This window comes from Mycoplasma corogypsi, from assembly GCF_045276875.1.
Classification (GTDB): Bacteria; Bacillota_I; Bacilli_A; order Mycoplasmatales; family Metamycoplasmataceae; genus Mycoplasmopsis; species Mycoplasmopsis corogypsi.
Genome location: NZ_CP174163.1, coordinates 131710 through 149271, shown reverse-complemented (window position 1 = coordinate 149271; position 17562 = coordinate 131710). Strand labels below are relative to the sequence as shown.

The following is a 17562-nucleotide window of genomic DNA, read 5'->3' as shown; positions in this document are numbered from 1 at the left end:
TTGATGTGGTTTTACTATTTAATAGTTTGTGTTTTTAGCAAGCTATTTCGAAAACATCTAAATAAGTTGGTATATAATTGGAATATGTATTTACTAATAGGTGATGAAAATTATTTTATAAATCAAAATCTCGATCAACTTAAGTCTAAGTTTGATGATAATTTAATAGTAACTTTTAGTGATGAATATTCATTTAATGATATTATCAATACAATCAATAATGTAAGTTTATTTGAAGCTCCAAAACTATATATTTTTAATATGCCTAAGTTTTTTACTCAAAAAACTTATAGTGCAAAAGAAAAACAAGTTATTAAAGCTTGAATAGATGCTATGAAACAAAATAAAGCTAATCAATATGTAGTTGTTGTAAATAGCTTATTAAATCCAACACATCACATAGTTAAAGTGTTAAGTGAAGCTAATTTTGAAATTATCAACTGTAGTAAAATAGCTTCAAAAGATTTACCAAATCAAATCATGAAATATGTCTCAAAAAAAGATGGACATATTTCTTATATAGATGCTAATTATTTAGTTCAAAACTTACCTGACGATTTAACCATTATTATCAATGAAATTGATAAAATGATGTTAACTAACAAAAATATTACCAAAGTTGATATTGATAATATTTCAGACGGATACAATGTTAATGATAAATTTGGTATTATCAATGCTATTAAAAAGAAAGATTTTGAATTAACTTATAAGTTAGTTTTACAAGCATTAAAAGAAGGTTTAAGTACCACTGCTATATTATCTAATTTTTCATATGTATTTACAATGGCAAATAATGTTTACAAATTAACTCAATGCAATTTATTAATTCAAGATATTTGTTCAATTTTATCAATTAAGGAATATCCATACAAAACAGCTTTAGGGGTGATTAAAATTTATGGACCAGAAAAAGTTGTTCAAATCTTAAAATTAATTCGTAATGCCTATAATCAATTAATTTATAGTGAAATTAAAGATGAAAGTTTAATCACTAGTTTAGTTATTGACATATTTAACTTATAACGCTATATAGCGTTATTTTTTATTAAGGAAAGTAGCAGCGAACCGAAGGTCATAAGTATTAAATTTTTAATCTTTTTTATTGGAAAATAAAAAAGATGTGTATAATATTTATACGAATGAGGTCGCGTAGCTCAGTAGGATAGAGCATCAGCCTTCTAAGCTGGTTGTCACAGGTTCGAATCCTGTCGTGATCGCCATTTTTTTATACTCTTTTTTTAAAAATTTTATTTCTGTTTTAGCAATTTTGTAATATACTATTAATACACATATGGCGATTGTGGTGAAGTGGTTAACACAGTGGGTTGTGGTCCCTCGATGCGCGAGTTCGAATCTCGTCAATCGCCCCATATATAAAAAACATCCCTAAAGGATGTTTTTTGTTTTAAATTATTGTGGTTTTTTTAAAATAAAAAAACCACTGAACACAACACTTCCTCATGTGGCTGCTTCGGTTAAGACCTGACCAGGTTAGTGGGTTATTGTTCCAATGGCTTTATTATTATAGCATATTATTTTTGATTTTCTCGGTCGCTTGCTTAAAAGCGTCATATAAATTAGCTTCTAAAATTGTATGTCCAGCTTTATCTACAAAATTTAAATCACAATTATTTAACTTTTTAGCTAACAAATAAGCACCAATAGGTCTAGTATCAATATCTTGACGACCATGAATTATATAAGTTGGTATATCTTTAATTTTGTCGATATTATCTAAAATGTAGTTATCTGAAGGTAAAAATGATTTATTAACAAAGTAGTATGACTCAAATAAAGCGATTTGAAAATCACTTTGTGCATCTGGTTTAAAATCAACCTTATCAATAGTGCAAATTTCGCTTTCTCATCTTGCAAAAACACTTGCATATTCATTTTTAGTTTCTTGTGAAACTTGAGGATCTAAAAAGACATTTAAATATTTTTCTAAAATATTATTACCTGGGATATTTGAAACTTTATTAGTAAATATTTCATGTAAATCAGGATAGTAATCACTTGTTCCTTTATGATATAAATAATCTACATCTTCTTGACGCGCTAAAAAGATTCCACGCAAAATTAAACTTAAAGTTTGTTGCGGATAGTTAATTGCATAAACCAGTGAAATAGTTGTTCCTCAGCTACCACCACTTACGATTCATTTATTGATATTTAGGTGCTTACGGATTTTTTCCATATCAGAAATAGTTTCAAAAGTGTTATTGTTTTCGATTGAACAATAAGGTACACTTTTACCACAACCTCTTTGATCAAATAAAATTACATTATAATATTCTAAATCAAATAAAGTAGCAATTTTATCGCTACTTTGTCCACCAGGTCCACCGTGAGCATAAATCACAGGTGTACATTTTTTATTTCCATAGCAAGCTAGATAAATTTTGTGTGTTTTATCTACTTGCAAATATTCCTCATAATAAGGAACTATTTTATTGTCATTAAGCATTTTCGTGTTTTCTTGAAAGTACTATATGTCCAGTTTCAGTAACTAATACATCATCTTCGATTCTAGCTCCACCTAGACCTTCAATGTAAATTCCAGGTTCAACAGTTAAAACCATTCCAGGTTCTAAAACAAATTTAGAATATTGAGAAACAGATGGTCATTCATGTACATCGATACCTAAACCATGTCCAGTAGAGTGTACAAAATAATCAGCATATCCTTTTTCTTTGATGTAATCTCTACATACTTTATCAACTTCTGAAGCTAAAATTCCAGGTCTTACAGCTGCTCTACCTCTACGAGCAGCTTCTTCAACAATTTCTAAAATTTCAAGTGCTTTAGGGTTTTTAACTTTTTCTTTGCCACCTAAAATTGTTGTTCTTGTAATATCAGCTGTAAACCCATTGTATCTAGCACCAAAATCAACTTTTAATAATTCACCTTCTTCAAGTTTTTTATCTGTTGGGTGGTGGTGTGGTTCAGCACTAGCACTTGCTGTAGCAATGATTTCATCAAAACCTTCTTTATCAGCACCATTTGTTTTCATAATGTAGTTTAATAATGCTGCACCTTCTTTTTCGGTCATACCTGGTTTTACTTGTTTCATAAAATCATCATATGATTTTAATGAAATATCAATAACTTTTTGTAATTTTGCAATCTCATCTTCTGATTTTACAATTCTTAAGTATGCTGCATCAACTCATTCAACTGATTCAGGTTGAACCATATCTAAAATTCTAGTTTCAACTTGTTTTGTTAAGTAATTTTTTTCTAAAGCAATCTTTTTAAACGCTCTTTGTTCAAATCACTTGCTCATTGAATCACCTTTAATTAAAACAACTTCAACATTTTTAGCATGATTTTTGCAGTATTCGATGTATCTTCCATCAACAAATAATGTTGCTTTATCTTTTTCAATAGCAATAAATCCATCACTAGTTTCAACACCAGCATATCAAATTCTAGTTTGTGGTGCTTCTGAAATTAAAACTTCTACACCTGTTTTTTCAAACATTTCGTCTAATTTTGTTCTGTTCATATTTACCTTTCTTCTCATTAAATATTAAGTATTTAAATTATATTACTTTTAATTTATTAAAGTGATAAAAGTGCTTAATTTAATAGTTTATTAGACTAACAGTATTAAAAAATCAGCATAACCGATATGTTATGCTGACATAAATTATTTATATGAAATTTTATCTAACATTTTAGCATCAAATGATTTACAGAAGTTTACTAATAAATCAATAGCAGCTTGAATATCAACTAATGAACAAAGACCAATTGGGCTATGTAAGTATCTTTGAGGTAAAGAAATAGTAGAAACACTAGCTCCACCTGGGGCAAATTGTAAAGCAGCAGCATCAGTACCACCACCACCTGCTACATATTTATATGCTGGAATTTCTTTATCTTTAGAAATTTGCATTAAAATTTCAACTAATTTAGGGTCAGGCATTGTTCCACCATCTTGAACTAAAACAGCTGCACCTTTTCCTAAAACTGGTGTACCAGCTTTACATCCAGTTGTGTCATGAGCTGCACCTGTATCTAAAGCAAAAGCTACATCTGGATTAATTAAACCAACTGAAGTTCTAGCTCCTCTACATCCTACTTCTTCTTGGACAGTTCCAACTAAATATACATCACATCCTAATTCAACTTCACTAAGTGCATTTGCGATAAAGTTTAATGATGTAACTCCAGCACGGTTATCCATAGCTTTTCCACCAATAATATTATTAGCAAATCTAATTGGTTCACCTGTCATAAATACTTTATCACCAATTGCAATACCAGCTTCTTCGATTTCTTTTTTATTTTTAAAACCTAAATCTACAAATAATTCTTCTGATGTTAAAGCTTTAGACATTTTATCTCTATCCATAATGTGAATTGATGTATGTCCAAACACACCATTAAATCTTTGTTGGTTTTTTCCTGAAACTACTACAGCTCTAGTTCCAACAACCACAGATGGTCAAACACCACCTACTGTAGTTAGTAAAATGTTTCCATTATCATTAAATTCACGAACCATGAATCCAACCTCGTCCATGTGGGCTGCGATCATAACTTTAGGCGCGTTTTCAACTTTAGATTTTTTATAAAAAATTACAGATCCTAATTTGTCTCTAGAAACTTCAAAACCTTTGATGCTAGCTTTCAATTCATCAACAACTGGTTCTTCAAATCTACTAATTGCTTCAATAGACATATATTTTTCTAATTTAGCAGCTAGTGCTTCATATTTTTTATCCATATTGTTCCTTTTTTTTACTAAATATTTATTATTTTGTTAATAGTAAAATTATAACATATTATGAATTTGTAATGTGTCAAAGACACATCTTAAATGAGTTCAACTTAATAAATTTATTTGATATTTTTTACAAAAATAACAATTATTAAAGTCTTTGAATAACCCTCATATTTTGATTAATTTGATAGTAATCTATAAATTTATGCTTCTTAAAATCAAAATACGGATAGCAAATAAAGGTATAAATTAGAAACAGTAAAAATGGTGCGATTGGCTCAAAATCTACTATCAATCTAATGTTAATTTCTTGTGAATAATTAATTAATTTCTGCAATGTATATGCAGCTGGTTTTACGATAAATCCAATAGGATAAGCAAAGGTGAAAATCATTAAATAAAACTCAATCACAAAACTAAAAACTAAGTTAAAAAATAGAGATATAGCTGAAAAAGGTTTAGCTTGAGTTAAAACTATTGACATTGAAACCATTCAAATATGAACTCAAATAACTAATTTTTTCCACCTTGTTTTACTAATTGTAAATTTAGTTGTATTGTTTCATTCCAGTAGTGCAAAACTTAAAAGATATGTAATCCAATACCCATAATTTAAAGTGGTTAAAGGATCTTTGATCATTGCTAAAAAACCTATACATAAAATCGCTTGGTGAACTTTAAATGTAACATAAAGTGGCTTATATTTATCACTTTTCATCCAATATTTTGTGTAAATAATCAAAAAGAAAGCTTTGAAAATTGACGCACTATTAATACAAAAGAAAAAAGTAGATAGCTAAAATGATAAACGCTAAAATTTTGCGTTTATCAATCTTGCTAGTTACATAACAAATAGCTGCAAATAAAATGTTGTAATGAAAACCACTAATAACAAATAAGTGAATAATTCCCAGCGCTCTAAGTTGTCTAAAGAAAACATTCGATTCGCTGCTTCTGTTTCCAAAAACTAACGGCGTAATAACTTCTCGATAAAAAATATCTTGCTCATAATATTTAAAGAAAAAGTATCTAACATCTCATTGTCAAGTGTTAGTAACTTTTACCTTCTTAAATCCATAGAAAATATTTCTTATAACAAATGAATCAATCGACCTATCTACAGGTTCTAAAACACCATCAATATAGACATCCTGATAAACATGGGTTGGAAATTTTATATTATTGTTTCTAATTGTAAATTGTCTAAAAAATATGTCTCTAACAACAGTAGATTTTTCTCCAATTATCATTACTTTAAAGCGTCCTTTAATAGTCTTATCAGTTCATAGTCCACTTAAGTTTCATAAGTAATGTAAACCAATCATTAAAATCATGGTAAGTAGCGATAAAATATATAATTTTTTCTCTTTAAACCTGAAAATATAGGCATTAAAGGCAAAAACTAAACCCATTGGTATGAACATAAAATATTGTTGACTAAAATAAGCAAAACCAAACAATGAGGTAAAAAGAAAAATGTTAACTAACTCTATCTGAGGACTAAAACTTTTTGTAATTTTTTGACTAAAGTATTGGTAATTCCTTGTTGTTTGATTATTTCATCTCATGTTGGTTCTCCTGCAAATCTTTTAGTTAACTCATACACAAAAGTCGCTTCTTTAGCACTAAAGCCGAGCGAAACTAAAATTTGTACATCAGTTATTTCGTGCCATCTTAATTTTTGGAAATTAAATGGAACATAGATTTCAACATTCGTGGGAGCTAGTTTTTTAAGATTAAAATCACCTAAATTTGTCTCATTTAATATGCCTGCTATCTTAAATAATTCTCCGTATGTTAGTGGTTTAAAACTTTTGGTTTCACCAGGGTGCAAAATAGCCCCTTTTAACAAATACCTATACTCTTTAATTACTTGTGTTTGTGAATAAGTTAATGGTTTTTGATTATTAATTTTATAGTGAATGTAGTAGATCAAACCAGAAATTAAAACAGTTCCTACTAAAAGACCAGCAAAAATTTTCTTTTTAATATCTGCCATACATTAGATAATTAAAATTTGCCAATTTATAAAACTATTTTTAAACTAAATTAGGACAATAATTTCTTTTAAGCCTATATATTGAAACTTTAAAATGAAAAATGCCGAGTAATACTCGACATTTTTTTACTATTGAATATTAATAGTTAAGTTTAATGATTGATCTTTTAATAAACCTAATAGCTCAATAATTAATGATTTTGCTTCTAACATTACATCTATAAAAGTATTTGCTTTAGAAATATCAAATTTGTTTGATAAATATGCTGTATGTGCGTCTGTTAATTTGGTAATTAATGCAGTAATTGCTGTTTTCTTTTCACTACTTACATCTGAATTTGAATTCAGTGAATTTAATTCTGTTTTATAACTTTCAAATATTGAATCCATTTCAAATCCTCTTTTTAGTAGTAAATACTTAGAATTTGATGCAACTACAGTTTCATTACTATCAACAATTGCGATTAATGAATCTGTAAAACTATTCATCGCAGAAACAAAATTGTTGATGCTATTTTGGTCTGTTTTATTCGAATTATAAGCTTCATAAGCTGTTTTTAAGTTGCTTATATTAAGGCTTGAAATTGAAGTTAAAGTAATGTATTTGTTGTAAAGCTGAACTAAATCGTCTGATACTGTAGTAGTTGAACCTTCAGTAGTATTAACTTTTTTACCTTGTAAAAATGTTTTTAATTCAGTTTTTACAGCATTTAATTTGGATACAAAATCATTTATTTGTTGAGTTGTAGCTGATGGACTAGATGCAGCATTATATCCAGATTTTAATGCTGAACTTGCTGGTGTTTTATTTAATTTTCAAATTTGGTAAATATCTTCAACTAAAAGTTTTTTACCATATTCGTCTAATTTGCTTTTATCGGTATTTGAAATTGCACCTAGTCTAGAATATTTAGAAATTTTATCAACATAATTTTTTACTTTATCTAAAACAGCTTTTAATGCTGAATTTACTGGAATAATCAGTGGTTTAGGAAAATCATAGTAATCACTATTTAAATTATCTAAATTGATAAATTGAGTATTTAATAATAATTTAGTGATTTTTGGTGCAGATTTTTCCAATGTTAAAGTTCAATCTTTAGAATTTAATGTAGAAGTATTTAGAGTTAAATCTTCAACTTGATAATTGTAAAATTTATAATCAAAATTACTGAAATTAATATCATTTAAGGTTTGGTTTTCACCTAAAGGTACTGTAAATTCAGTTAATGAAGAATTGTAATATTTTTTATCTAAATGAACAAGTAAAAAGCTGCTTGCAGAATTTAATTTTGAATTATCTTTAACATATTTATTATAAAATTCAGCATTTTTGGTTGAACTAGCTTCAAAATATGTAAATACTTCAGGTTGTTTTTCGCCTTTAATTGATGCTGGAAGTGAGAAATTAGTACTTTCATCAATTAAATCACCTATTGAATCCTCAGTAGCATCTAATTTTCCAGTACTTAAATCATTAAATTTCTGATCATTCTGTTTAGTTTTAAATGTTGAATATCATTTAGATAATTCTTGGTTAGAAATTTCACTTGTTAACCCACTAATTAGTTTTTTCAAGTCAATGACTTGTGGCATTTGTGCACTAATATTATTTAATAGTTCAGTAAACTGACGGTATAGTTGGTCAACCAATGTTGCATTTTGTTGTTGACCGAATAATGCAAAACCTTTTTCTGTAATTGTTGCTGCAAGTTGTGATTTAACTTTTTTGTACTGATCATTTTCAGTTCCGTCTGGTATATAAACTGAATTTACTTGATTTCCAAAAGCTAGTCATTGTAGTTTTGTATAGTACTCGAATAATTTTTGAGAAACTGCATCAATTTCAGCATTTCCACCAACTAGTGTGACAATAATTTGGATAAATTGTTGGTTGAAAATCCTTTGTAAAAAGTTAGTATATAGCATTAAAACTGTGTTTAAGGTATGTTGTTGACCATTTTCGAGTGAGCTCATTTTATCACTAAAATCACTTGATCATTTTTCAATAAAATCAGTAAATTCTATGTATCTAGAAACTTTTGATATTAAGTTTAAGTCTCAAACACTATTTTTATTGTCTTTGATTTCATCATTCATCACTTTGAAACTTTTGTCATAAACACCATCAGTAAATTCTTTTAACACTGATGCAAATTCACTTAAAAATGAACCGTTTTGGCTGATATAATCATTAGTTTGGTAAGAAATAGCTTTATATTGAGCTTCTTTAAATTTGTTAATGTTAAATGTTGCTCATTTTGCTTTTACATCAGCTGAAACTAAATCTAAAGTTGGATAATATGCTTTTAATATATCTGTGTAATCTCTACCATTATTAGCTCTAAAATCTACAATCAATTGTTTGAAAGTATTGATTTTATCAAGGTTTTTGTTATTTTCAATAACAAATTTGTTTTCTAAAATAGGTCCTAAAAATAAAGTTGAATAAACTAATATATTATTTGGAATTTGTATGTCTTTAATAAACTTAGTAAAAATTTCATATCCTTGGGCTAATGTAATTGTAGGTTTATTTGCACTGATAGCATTAACGAAAGCTCTGATTTTTGCGTCATTATTGTCATTTGCTTCAAAAGTAATATTAACTTTATACTCTTTAATGAATCAATTAATGTAGTCAACTAATGCGACTGAAATTGGTATGTTTAAAAAAGCAGTCTGTGGATTAGCTAATAACTTTAATGTGCTATTAACTAAAGTAACTAAATGACTTGCATCACTAAAATATGTAGCTATTTGTAAATTTGCAAATTCAGCATCCATATTGATTTTTCAAAGTTTAAAAATGTTATTTAAAATAGCATTATTGTCTCTTTGAGCACGATCTACTGCTACTAATTCCTTGATTTTTTCTTTAACTTGGTTAATTTCTAAACTTTTAGCAGGAACTTTTTCAGAAATACGATTATATAAATCATCAGTTAAAGCACTTGGGTTAGCTGATCAGTTTAATAATAATTGTAGTGACTCATTAAATTGATTAATAATTAACTTTTTCACTGTATATACCAGTAAATTAGTTTCTTTTTTATCTGCTAATTCAGTTGGTATTTTGATATTTAAACTTTGGTCAATATAACTGTTTATCTCGCCTAAAATTGGAGCTAAAATCGCTTGTGAAGCTAGTCTAGATTTAATACCAGCAACAATCATATTATCTAGTTGCTCTTCACTTTGAACATTTAGCTCAATATAAGATAAATTATTATTATTATTTTTTTGTTCACTTGTAGTATCTTTTGTGTCGTTACATGCTACTAAAACAAGTGCTGGAGCACTTAAAAATGCACCAGTTAGTAACTTAAATTTTTTCATATCAATATTATATATAATAAAAAATATACACTCAAAAATAATATATAATTACATTAATTAAAATATATAGAAAGGACAGTTATATATATGGATAAAAACGAGTTTTTAAAAACTGGTTTATCACAATTAGAAGCAACTGAATTGCTAAAACAACACGGTGAAAATGTGATTAAAAATCATAAAAAACTAAACGTTTTTAAAGTCTTTATTTCTCAATTTAAAGATTTTATGATTATTTTGCTTCTAATCGCTGCTGCAATTAGCTTTGGTGTAGCTATTTGACAGTTTGTAAGCAAACATCCAGATGAGCGTGGTGCTGAAACTATTATTAGTTTCGTAGAGCCATTTATTATTTTAATAGTTGTAGCTCTAAATAGTGCATTGGGTGCTTATCAAGAAATTAAAAGTGATCAAGCTGTAAAAGCTTTAGAAAAGAATAACGAATTAAGTGCAAAAGTTATGCGTGATGGAATTATTAAACACATTCCAAGTCACTTAATCGTTCCTGGTGATTTAATTGTTGTAGAATCTGGAGATATAGTTCCTGCTGATGCAAAGATTTTACAATCAAACTCATTAAGAGTTGTAGAAGCCTTTTTAACAGGTGAATCATTACCGGTAGACAAAAATAGTAATGAAATTGAAAATGTTGAACAATTAGCATTAGGAGATCGTTTAAATTATTTATATTCAGGATCTCAAGTAGTAAACGGTAGAGCGTTTGCTGTTGTAACCAAAACAGGTTTAAATACCGAAATTGGTGCATTAAGTAAATTAATTCAAGATCAAGAAGTTAGATTAACACCATTACAAATTAAATTAAATAAATTAAGTAAAATTTTCGGAATTGCTGGTGTAGTTTTATTATTTGTAACATTAGCAGTTCAAATTGTTTTATCAGCAACTATTGCAGGTAACTGAACAAACCCACAAGTGTATTCAAACTCACTTATTATTGGTATCTCACTAGCAGTTGCTGCCATACCTGAAGGACTTATTACTTTTACCACAGTTCTTTTAGCAATCGGTGTTTCAAGAATGACCAAAGAAAATGTTATTATTAAGGCATTTAATTCGGTTGAAACATTCGGTTCAACTAGTGTTATTTGTTCTGATAAAACAGGTACACTAACTCAAAACAAAATGCAAGTTACTGACTTTTTCGAAAGTCGTAAGTCAGATTCATTAGAAAACTCAAAAGTTTTACAAGGATTTGTTGCTTGTTGTGATGCAAAAATTCAATTAGGTGAAGATGGCCAATATCACGAAGTTGGTGATCCAACTGAAATTGCAATTATGCGTTATGCTATGCAACACAACATTACTCAAGAACAGTTTTATTCAAAAAACATGTTAATTGACTCACTACCATTTGATAGTGATAGAAAAATGATGTCAATTTTAGTTCAAACTAGAGAAGGTGATAAAGTAATTATTACCAAAGGTGCACCAGATGTTATCTTTAGTAGATCTAAAAATATGAATGATGAATATGCTAGATTAAATGAAGAATATTCAAATAATGCATATCGTGTGATTGCTTTAGGATTCAAAAAAGTTAATCCTGAAACTACAAAAATTTCACACGAAGATGAAAAAGGACTATTCTTCCTAGGTTTAGTTGCTATGTTTGACCCACCTAGAGAAGAAGCAAAACATAGTATTGCTGAAGCTAAAAAAGCTGGTATTAAAACAGTTATGATTACCGGAGACCACTTAACAACTGCTAAAGCAATTGCTAAAGATTTAGAAATTTTCAACCCAGATCAAGATATTGCTATTACTGGTGCTGAACTTGCTAAATTATCAGATGAAGAATTAAAACAACAAGTTAAAAACATTTCAGTTTATGCACGTGTAAATCCAGAAGATAAATTAAGAATTGTTAAAGCTTGACAATCACACCATGAAGTTGTTGCTATGACCGGAGATGGGGTAAATGACGCTCCTGCTCTAAAAGCTGCCGATTTAGGTTGTGCTATGGGTATTACTGGAACTGATGTTTCAAAACAAGCTGCTGATGTTATTTTAACTGATGACAACTTCTCAACTATTGTTACTGGAGTAAAAAGTGGTAGATACACTTACTCACGTATTAAAACTGTTATCTTAAACTTACTAGTTTCAAGTATCAGTGAAATTATAGTTATGTTTATTGGACTATTTGTGTTTAGATTCTTATTCCAATCACAAATTCAAGATTCAAATGAATTTATTGTGTTATCAGCTTCACAATTATTATGAATTAACTTATTAACACACGGATTACCTGCGATTGCTTTAGGTATGACACCTAGTGATGTTGATGTTATGTCATTTAAACCAATCAATAAACACGAAAGCGTGTTTGCTGGTGGTATGGGTACTAGATTAATTATTCAAAGTAGTATTATCGGTTTTGCCGCTTTAGCCTCATATTTAGTTGTAGGTTTCTTAGCTAAAAGTAATAATGTAACAAAAGAAGAATTTATCAAACTTACTTCTTCAGCTTGTTTCTTAACACTTGGTATTGCTTCAAGTGTTAACTTATTAAATTTAATGAGTAAAAATAACATTGCATTATGTTCATTTAAAAAATACAAATTAGTTTATTTAGCTAGTGCTTCATCACTTATCTTAATTTTAGCTGTCGCATTTATCCCTGGTTTAAGTTCACTATTTAATATGTTTGATTATAGTGCAACAAAATTAGAAACAATTAACCACGGATACTGAATTATTCCATTAGTTTTATCTTTCACTGGAATTATTTATGAAGAAAATGTAAAACTATACCAAAAACTAAAACAAATTATTTTAGCATAGTATGGTCAAAAAATCACTTTTAGGAGTGATTTTTTATTTTAAATATGCTATTATATAAAAGCACTAGCCAGTAGCTGCTTGAAAAAGTAGAGGAAAGTCCGCGCTAGCACCACCTGTGATGGTGGTAGTGATCATGTAAGACCTAATAAGTCTTAGCCTAGACGACAAGTGCCACAGAGACGAGAATTGTGAAACGCGGTAAACTCCATGAGCTAGAAACTCAAATTTTGGTAGAGGAACATAAATTTAGGAATCGAACTGAATTTATGAGTGCGAAAGCATTAGATAAATTACTGGCAACCATATGGTACAGAACGCGGCTTATTGTGCGCACCTAGGAAACTAGGTGCTTTTTTAATCGGACTTTAAAGTTTTTTAAGGCTATATAATCATAAGTTTTACAAAACCAATTTTATTTTTGTATTTTTTTAGTCTAAAAACAGACTAGTATTAGTTTTAAACTTAATAATTAGGTGAAAGGAATAAAGTATGCGAAAATGGAAATTAAAATGAAATAGTCCGAAATTAAAATATTTCCTATGGTCCGCAGTGCCTCTTAGCGCCATAGGAATAGCAGTTTTAAGCTCAGCTTACTTATCTACTAAACAAAAATTAGATATTGTGCAGCAAAACAACAAAAAACTTAAATTAGAAAATCAGCAAATATCTGAAGAACATAGTAAAAATCAAACCAAAGTAGCATTATTAGAAACGCAACTAAAGCGGATAAATTTCATCTTCAAACTGAGCGATAATCCCAAAATATCGGAATTTACGCACAAAAATTTATATAAAGCAATAGAAACTAGACTAACTGAAGGTGAAAGATTTGATGAAATAGTGAATACAGTTGGTTATCAAGATATTTTAACAGGCCTAAAAACCGAATTAAAAGTACAAGTGTCATATTTAGAAAGGTTAAATACTGAACTAAATGAGCTACTAAATAATAATGTTATAGCAAACGAAAATATTAAGCAAAATATGAGTAATATTTCACTTAATATCATAAGCGTGATTGAAAAAGCTAAAAACACATTAGCAAATGATAACATTCAACCATTGCAACTATTTAATGTAGTAACAAGTACTAGTTTAGAAATTAATACAGTTAATGACCAAGTGAACAATTTACTACTTGAGTACATCAATTTAATCAAAGAAGATTTATCAAGAAGTACAGCTAAAGTAGAAGAATTAGATTTAGTTAATAGTGTTTATTTTGATGTTTTACAGCGTACAACTGAACTTAATTTAAATAAACTAAATGAGTATAATGATGATGTAAATAGCTTAGCTACTGGTGAAACAATTACTAAATTAGATCAGCACATTAAAGAAATATTATTAACTGATATTAGTCAAACTAAAAACGAAATTGATACATTAGCAGCTAAATTAAATACTTACAATAATGAATTAAAGCAAATTATAGCTAATCGAACCTTTGGACAGAAAATACCACTAACCGAAATACAAAAACAAATCTTAAATATAGTACATGTTGAAAATAATGTTAAGTCCTTAAAAGATCGAATTATAAACGGATTGTTCGTAAAAACCAGTAATTTAGAAGTTAAAAACGAAGAACATGCAGCTAAAATAAAGCAATTAGAAGCTGAAGTTACTGCCAAAATGGACATGGTAAGGGATTTAAATATCGAAATAAATAAAATTAGACTACAAAATCATAAATTACAAAGTTTAAGTGATGAGTACAAAACAATTATTATTAATCGGCTAAGATTTTTAGCAGAGCAGCTTAAAAAATTACAAGAACATTTAAACTTATCGCTTGAATATATGGCGGATAAAGACAACTTAAATATAGTAATTAACAATAATAACAATTTTATTATGCTAATTAGCACCCTAATTGATGAAATCAACGAAAACCCAATTAGCGATGAGGTATTAACTAATATTGAAGCACAATTAAGCGATAATTACTTGTCATATCAAAGCTTAATCAGAAAACAGTTAACTCGTGAACACGAATACAAAGCACTATACAATGAAATTAAAAACACCAAAGCGCAATTAGATAGCTATAATAGCATTACTACTTATGATTTAAACTTTAATAAGTTTTATGTTGAAACAGTTGATTTATACAATAGCATCAATAAGCAAATAATTGATAAAGTCAATTTAGACTTAATTAAGTTAAATTTAGAACAATATAAAAAACGTATTGAAATACTGAAGAATTTTAGTGAAAAAATCACAACAAAAGGTGATAAAGATAAATTAAGTAGATTTAACAATAGTTTAAGTTTAATAGTTAAAAATAAAGCAGGTGAGCATATAACTAGTCGTGATTTTCTTAAAGCTAGCTACGAATTAGAATTAGATAGAAATTTACAAAATATTGAGTTGTTTGATTGAACAACTAAAAAGACAGTTAAACTAATTGAAAACCACACCACTGGTGGCTACCGTACATATATTGATATGGAATTTGATACAATAGCTCATAACTTTGATGAATATTTAGAAAGATTTGATGGGTTTATCAGATATAAAGGTACATATAGAGTGCCTATTGAAATCAAAGTTAAAAAAGAGTTTAATGCTACTAAATTAATAGTAGAACCAGTATTTAATCAAACACATATTTTAGATATTGATGAAGATCGAAGCGAAGCTGGTGAACACTTTAATGAAAGTGATTTATCAATTTATAAAGTAATTTTAGGACAAACAGATTCATATAATTTTGATCACAAATTAAGTAGTTTATTTGACTACATTCCAATTAGTATCTTAAGAGTAAATAACTAAAATAAAAAACTCGCGTAAAGCGAGTTTTTGCCTATAATTAGGGCTTATTGGAATATTTTGGAATAATTAAAGCGTTGTAAGGATTAAACTAATTCAATAATAGCCATTCTTGTGTTATCACCTAAACGTTTAGGTAATTTAATAATTCTTGTGTATCCACCTTGTCTGTCTTTGTACTTAGGTGCGATTTCTGCAAATAAATATGATAAAACATCTTGTGAATTTTTATCTGTTGTCACTTTGATTGGACGTAAGTAAGCAGCTACTGATCTTCTGTTTGCTAATGTAGGGTTTTTAGCTTTTGTTACCATTCTTTCAGCGTGTCTTCTGATTTCTTTTGCTCTAGTTAAAGTTGTAGTAATTCTTCCGTTAGCTAATAATTCACTAACTAAGTTACGCATTACACCATTTCTTCATTTAGTATCTCTTTTAAATAATTGTGTTGGATTTGCCATATTTATTTATCCCTTTCACTTAATTCGTATCCGTATTCTCTAAGTTTCTCATCGATTTCAGCAACTGATTTTTTACCTAAGTTCTTAGTATTTTCAAGTTCTTCTCTAGTCATTGATTTTAGGTCACTTAGTTTTGTTTTTCTAATTCTTTTTAGGGCATTGTATGAACGAACTGATAGACCTAATTGTGAAATATCTACATCATCTTCTTCTTTAACTTCTTCAACTTCTTGTTGTTTTTCAAAAATTTCATCACTTCTCATTGTATCTACATCACCTAATTGTGAGAACATTGCAACTAAAATTGTACATGCTTCTGAAACTGCATCTTTAGCGCTAATACTTCCATCAGTTTCTAAATTAAATTGCAATGATTCTTCGTGTTTGTTTGATGATGAGTTTAGTTCTTTAACGTTGTATGTAACTCTCTTAACTGGTGAAAAGTCTGAATCTACTGCAATAAATTCACCTTTATCAATATCTGAATCTAGTTCTGATAATCTTTTAGCTAAGTATTGTTTGTTTTCTTCAAATGTTACATATCCTCTTCCTGGACGTAAGAAGATTTCTAGTTTAAGAGCTTTTTCTTCGTTAATTTCAGCTAGATGAATGTTTGTATCAACAACTTGAACACTTGGGTGGTTTGAAACTTCTAACATACCTGAAGTAATTACACCTTTTTGTCCGTGATCCATTAAAGTTACTTTGATGATATCATTATCTGATACTGCACTAGGATTGTAGGTAAAACGAACTTTTCTAATATTTAAGATTAAACTTGGTACGTCTTCAACTACATTTTTGATAGGTTGGAACTCATGGTGAACACCATCGATTTTAACTGCAAATGGTGCTAATGAACTAATACTTGAAATTAATGTACGTCTAAGTGCTACACCTAGTGTATCACCAAAACCTCTTTCTAGATTTTCAAGAGCGAAGCTAACGTTGTTTTCATTGTCGCTAGCTGATCTAAAACTAGGTTTTTCGATGTAATCTAATTTTTTCATTTTTTCCATGTTTTACCTCTTTCTTGAGTTACGAATAACTGAATTATTTTTTCATACGTTCACGTTTTAAGATACGTTTTGGTGGTCTTGTACCATTGTGTGGTGTAGGTGTAACATCTTTAATTTCTGTAACTGTAATTCCAGAAACTTCGATTTGTTTTCTAGCAGCATCTTTACCAGATCCTAGCCCTTTTAATTCAACTTTAACTGATTTAATTCCGTGTTCTTTAGCAGCTTCAGCAGCAGCTTGTGCAGCTAAACCAGCAGCATATGGAGTTTTCTTTTTAGTACCTTTGTACCCAATAGCTCCAGCTGATGATCAAGCAATAACATTTCCGTTTTCGTCTGCGAAAGTAACAATTGTGTTTTGGTTTGATGAATGAATGTGAGCAACACCGCTAGTAATGTTTTTTTTCTTTGTTTTACGAGCCATT

At 28.7% G+C, this 17562-nt stretch carries 13 protein-coding genes, 2 tRNA genes and 2 other RNA genes; 6 read left to right on the top strand and 11 right to left on the bottom strand.

The genetic code is table 4. The features are described 5' to 3' along the window. Positions 1–84 precede the first annotated feature (84 nt). From holA to ACJA23_RS00650, 3 genes are all read left to right on the top strand, one after another. Positions 85–1026 carry a DNA polymerase III subunit delta gene (holA, locus tag ACJA23_RS00660; RefSeq protein ID WP_406614319.1) on the top strand — a complete coding sequence of 314 codons (942 nt, stop codon included), beginning with the start codon at positions 85–87 and terminating at the stop codon, positions 1024–1026. A gap of 120 nt (positions 1027–1146) precedes the next feature. Further along, positions 1147–1223: transfer RNA gene (locus ACJA23_RS00655), tRNA-Arg, on the top strand. A 74-nt stretch (positions 1224–1297) separates the two neighbouring features. Next, positions 1298–1373: transfer RNA gene (locus tag ACJA23_RS00650), tRNA-His, on the top strand. Between the two features lie 54 nt (positions 1374–1427). On the opposite strand, the gene ffs is transcribed toward ACJA23_RS00650, so the two are convergent. The 8 genes from ffs to ACJA23_RS00610 form a co-directional block, all read right to left on the bottom strand. Then, positions 1428–1525, bottom strand: an RNA gene (gene ffs, locus ACJA23_RS00645) — signal recognition particle sRNA small type. Next, complete coding sequence (gene pip, locus ACJA23_RS00640) at positions 1526–2470, bottom strand: prolyl aminopeptidase (RefSeq protein ID WP_406614317.1); 945 nt, start codon at positions 2468–2470, stop codon at positions 1526–1528. After that, on the bottom strand, positions 2463–3530 hold the full coding sequence (locus tag ACJA23_RS00635; protein ID WP_406614315.1) for a M24 family metallopeptidase: 1068 nt from the start codon (positions 3528–3530) through the stop codon (positions 2463–2465). The genes pip and ACJA23_RS00635 overlap by 8 nt, the downstream gene beginning before the upstream one ends. 126 nt (positions 3531–3656) lie before the next feature. Continuing rightward, the gene (locus ACJA23_RS00630) at positions 3657–4739 is read right to left on the bottom strand and encodes a M42 family peptidase (RefSeq protein ID WP_406614313.1); all 1083 of its coding nucleotides are present in this window, start codon (positions 4737–4739) and stop codon (positions 3657–3659) included. Positions 4740–4884: 145 nt separating this feature from the next. After that, positions 4885–5454, bottom strand: coding sequence for a ComEC/Rec2 family competence protein (locus ACJA23_RS00625; protein WP_406614311.1), 570 nt, complete (start codon positions 5452–5454; stop codon positions 4885–4887). A 52-nt stretch (positions 5455–5506) separates the two neighbouring features. Further along, entirely contained in the window at positions 5507–6061 is a 555-nt protein-coding gene (locus ACJA23_RS00620) for a ComEC/Rec2 family competence protein (protein ID WP_406614309.1), read from the bottom strand. A gap of 164 nt (positions 6062–6225) precedes the next feature. Further along, positions 6226–6735 carry an MAG0490 family ComEA-like DNA-binding protein gene (locus tag ACJA23_RS00615; RefSeq protein WP_406614307.1) on the bottom strand — a complete coding sequence of 170 codons (510 nt, stop codon included), beginning with the start codon at positions 6733–6735 and terminating at the stop codon, positions 6226–6228. A gap of 129 nt (positions 6736–6864) precedes the next feature. After that, positions 6865–10074 (bottom strand): hypothetical protein, encoded by a 3210-nt coding sequence (locus ACJA23_RS00610; protein ID WP_406614305.1) that lies wholly within the window; start codon positions 10072–10074, stop codon positions 6865–6867. Positions 10075–10161: 87 nt separating this feature from the next. Between ACJA23_RS00610 and ACJA23_RS00605 the strand changes: the two genes are divergently transcribed. The 3 genes from ACJA23_RS00605 to ACJA23_RS00595 all read left to right on the top strand — a co-directional run bounded on the left by ACJA23_RS00605 (position 10162) and on the right by ACJA23_RS00595 (position 15663). After that, a complete protein-coding gene (locus ACJA23_RS00605; protein WP_406614303.1) occupies positions 10162–12879 on the top strand; it encodes a cation-translocating P-type ATPase in 2718 nt (905 codons plus the stop codon). A 58-nt stretch (positions 12880–12937) separates the two neighbouring features. After that, an RNA gene (gene rnpB, locus ACJA23_RS00600) (RNase P RNA component class B) lies at positions 12938–13208 on the top strand. A 220-nt stretch (positions 13209–13428) separates the two neighbouring features. Continuing rightward, on the top strand, positions 13429–15663 hold the full coding sequence (locus ACJA23_RS00595) for a hypothetical protein (protein ID WP_406614301.1): 2235 nt from the start codon (positions 13429–13431) through the stop codon (positions 15661–15663). 83 nt (positions 15664–15746) lie between these two features. Here the strand turns inward: ACJA23_RS00595 and rplQ are convergent, their stop codons facing one another. From rplQ to rpsK, 3 genes are read right to left on the bottom strand one after another with little or no spacing between them, the layout of a single operon-like run. Next, on the bottom strand, positions 15747–16118 hold the full coding sequence (gene rplQ / locus ACJA23_RS00590; RefSeq protein WP_406614299.1) for a 50S ribosomal protein L17: 372 nt from the start codon (positions 16116–16118) through the stop codon (positions 15747–15749). Between the two features lie 2 nt (positions 16119–16120). After that, entirely contained in the window at positions 16121–17137 is a 1017-nt protein-coding gene (locus ACJA23_RS00585; protein WP_406614297.1) for a DNA-directed RNA polymerase subunit alpha, read from the bottom strand. 34 nt (positions 17138–17171) lie between these two features. Further along, positions 17172–17561 (bottom strand): 30S ribosomal protein S11, encoded by a 390-nt coding sequence (gene rpsK / locus ACJA23_RS00580; protein WP_406614295.1) that lies wholly within the window; start codon positions 17559–17561, stop codon positions 17172–17174. Position 17562 lies beyond the last annotated feature (1 nt).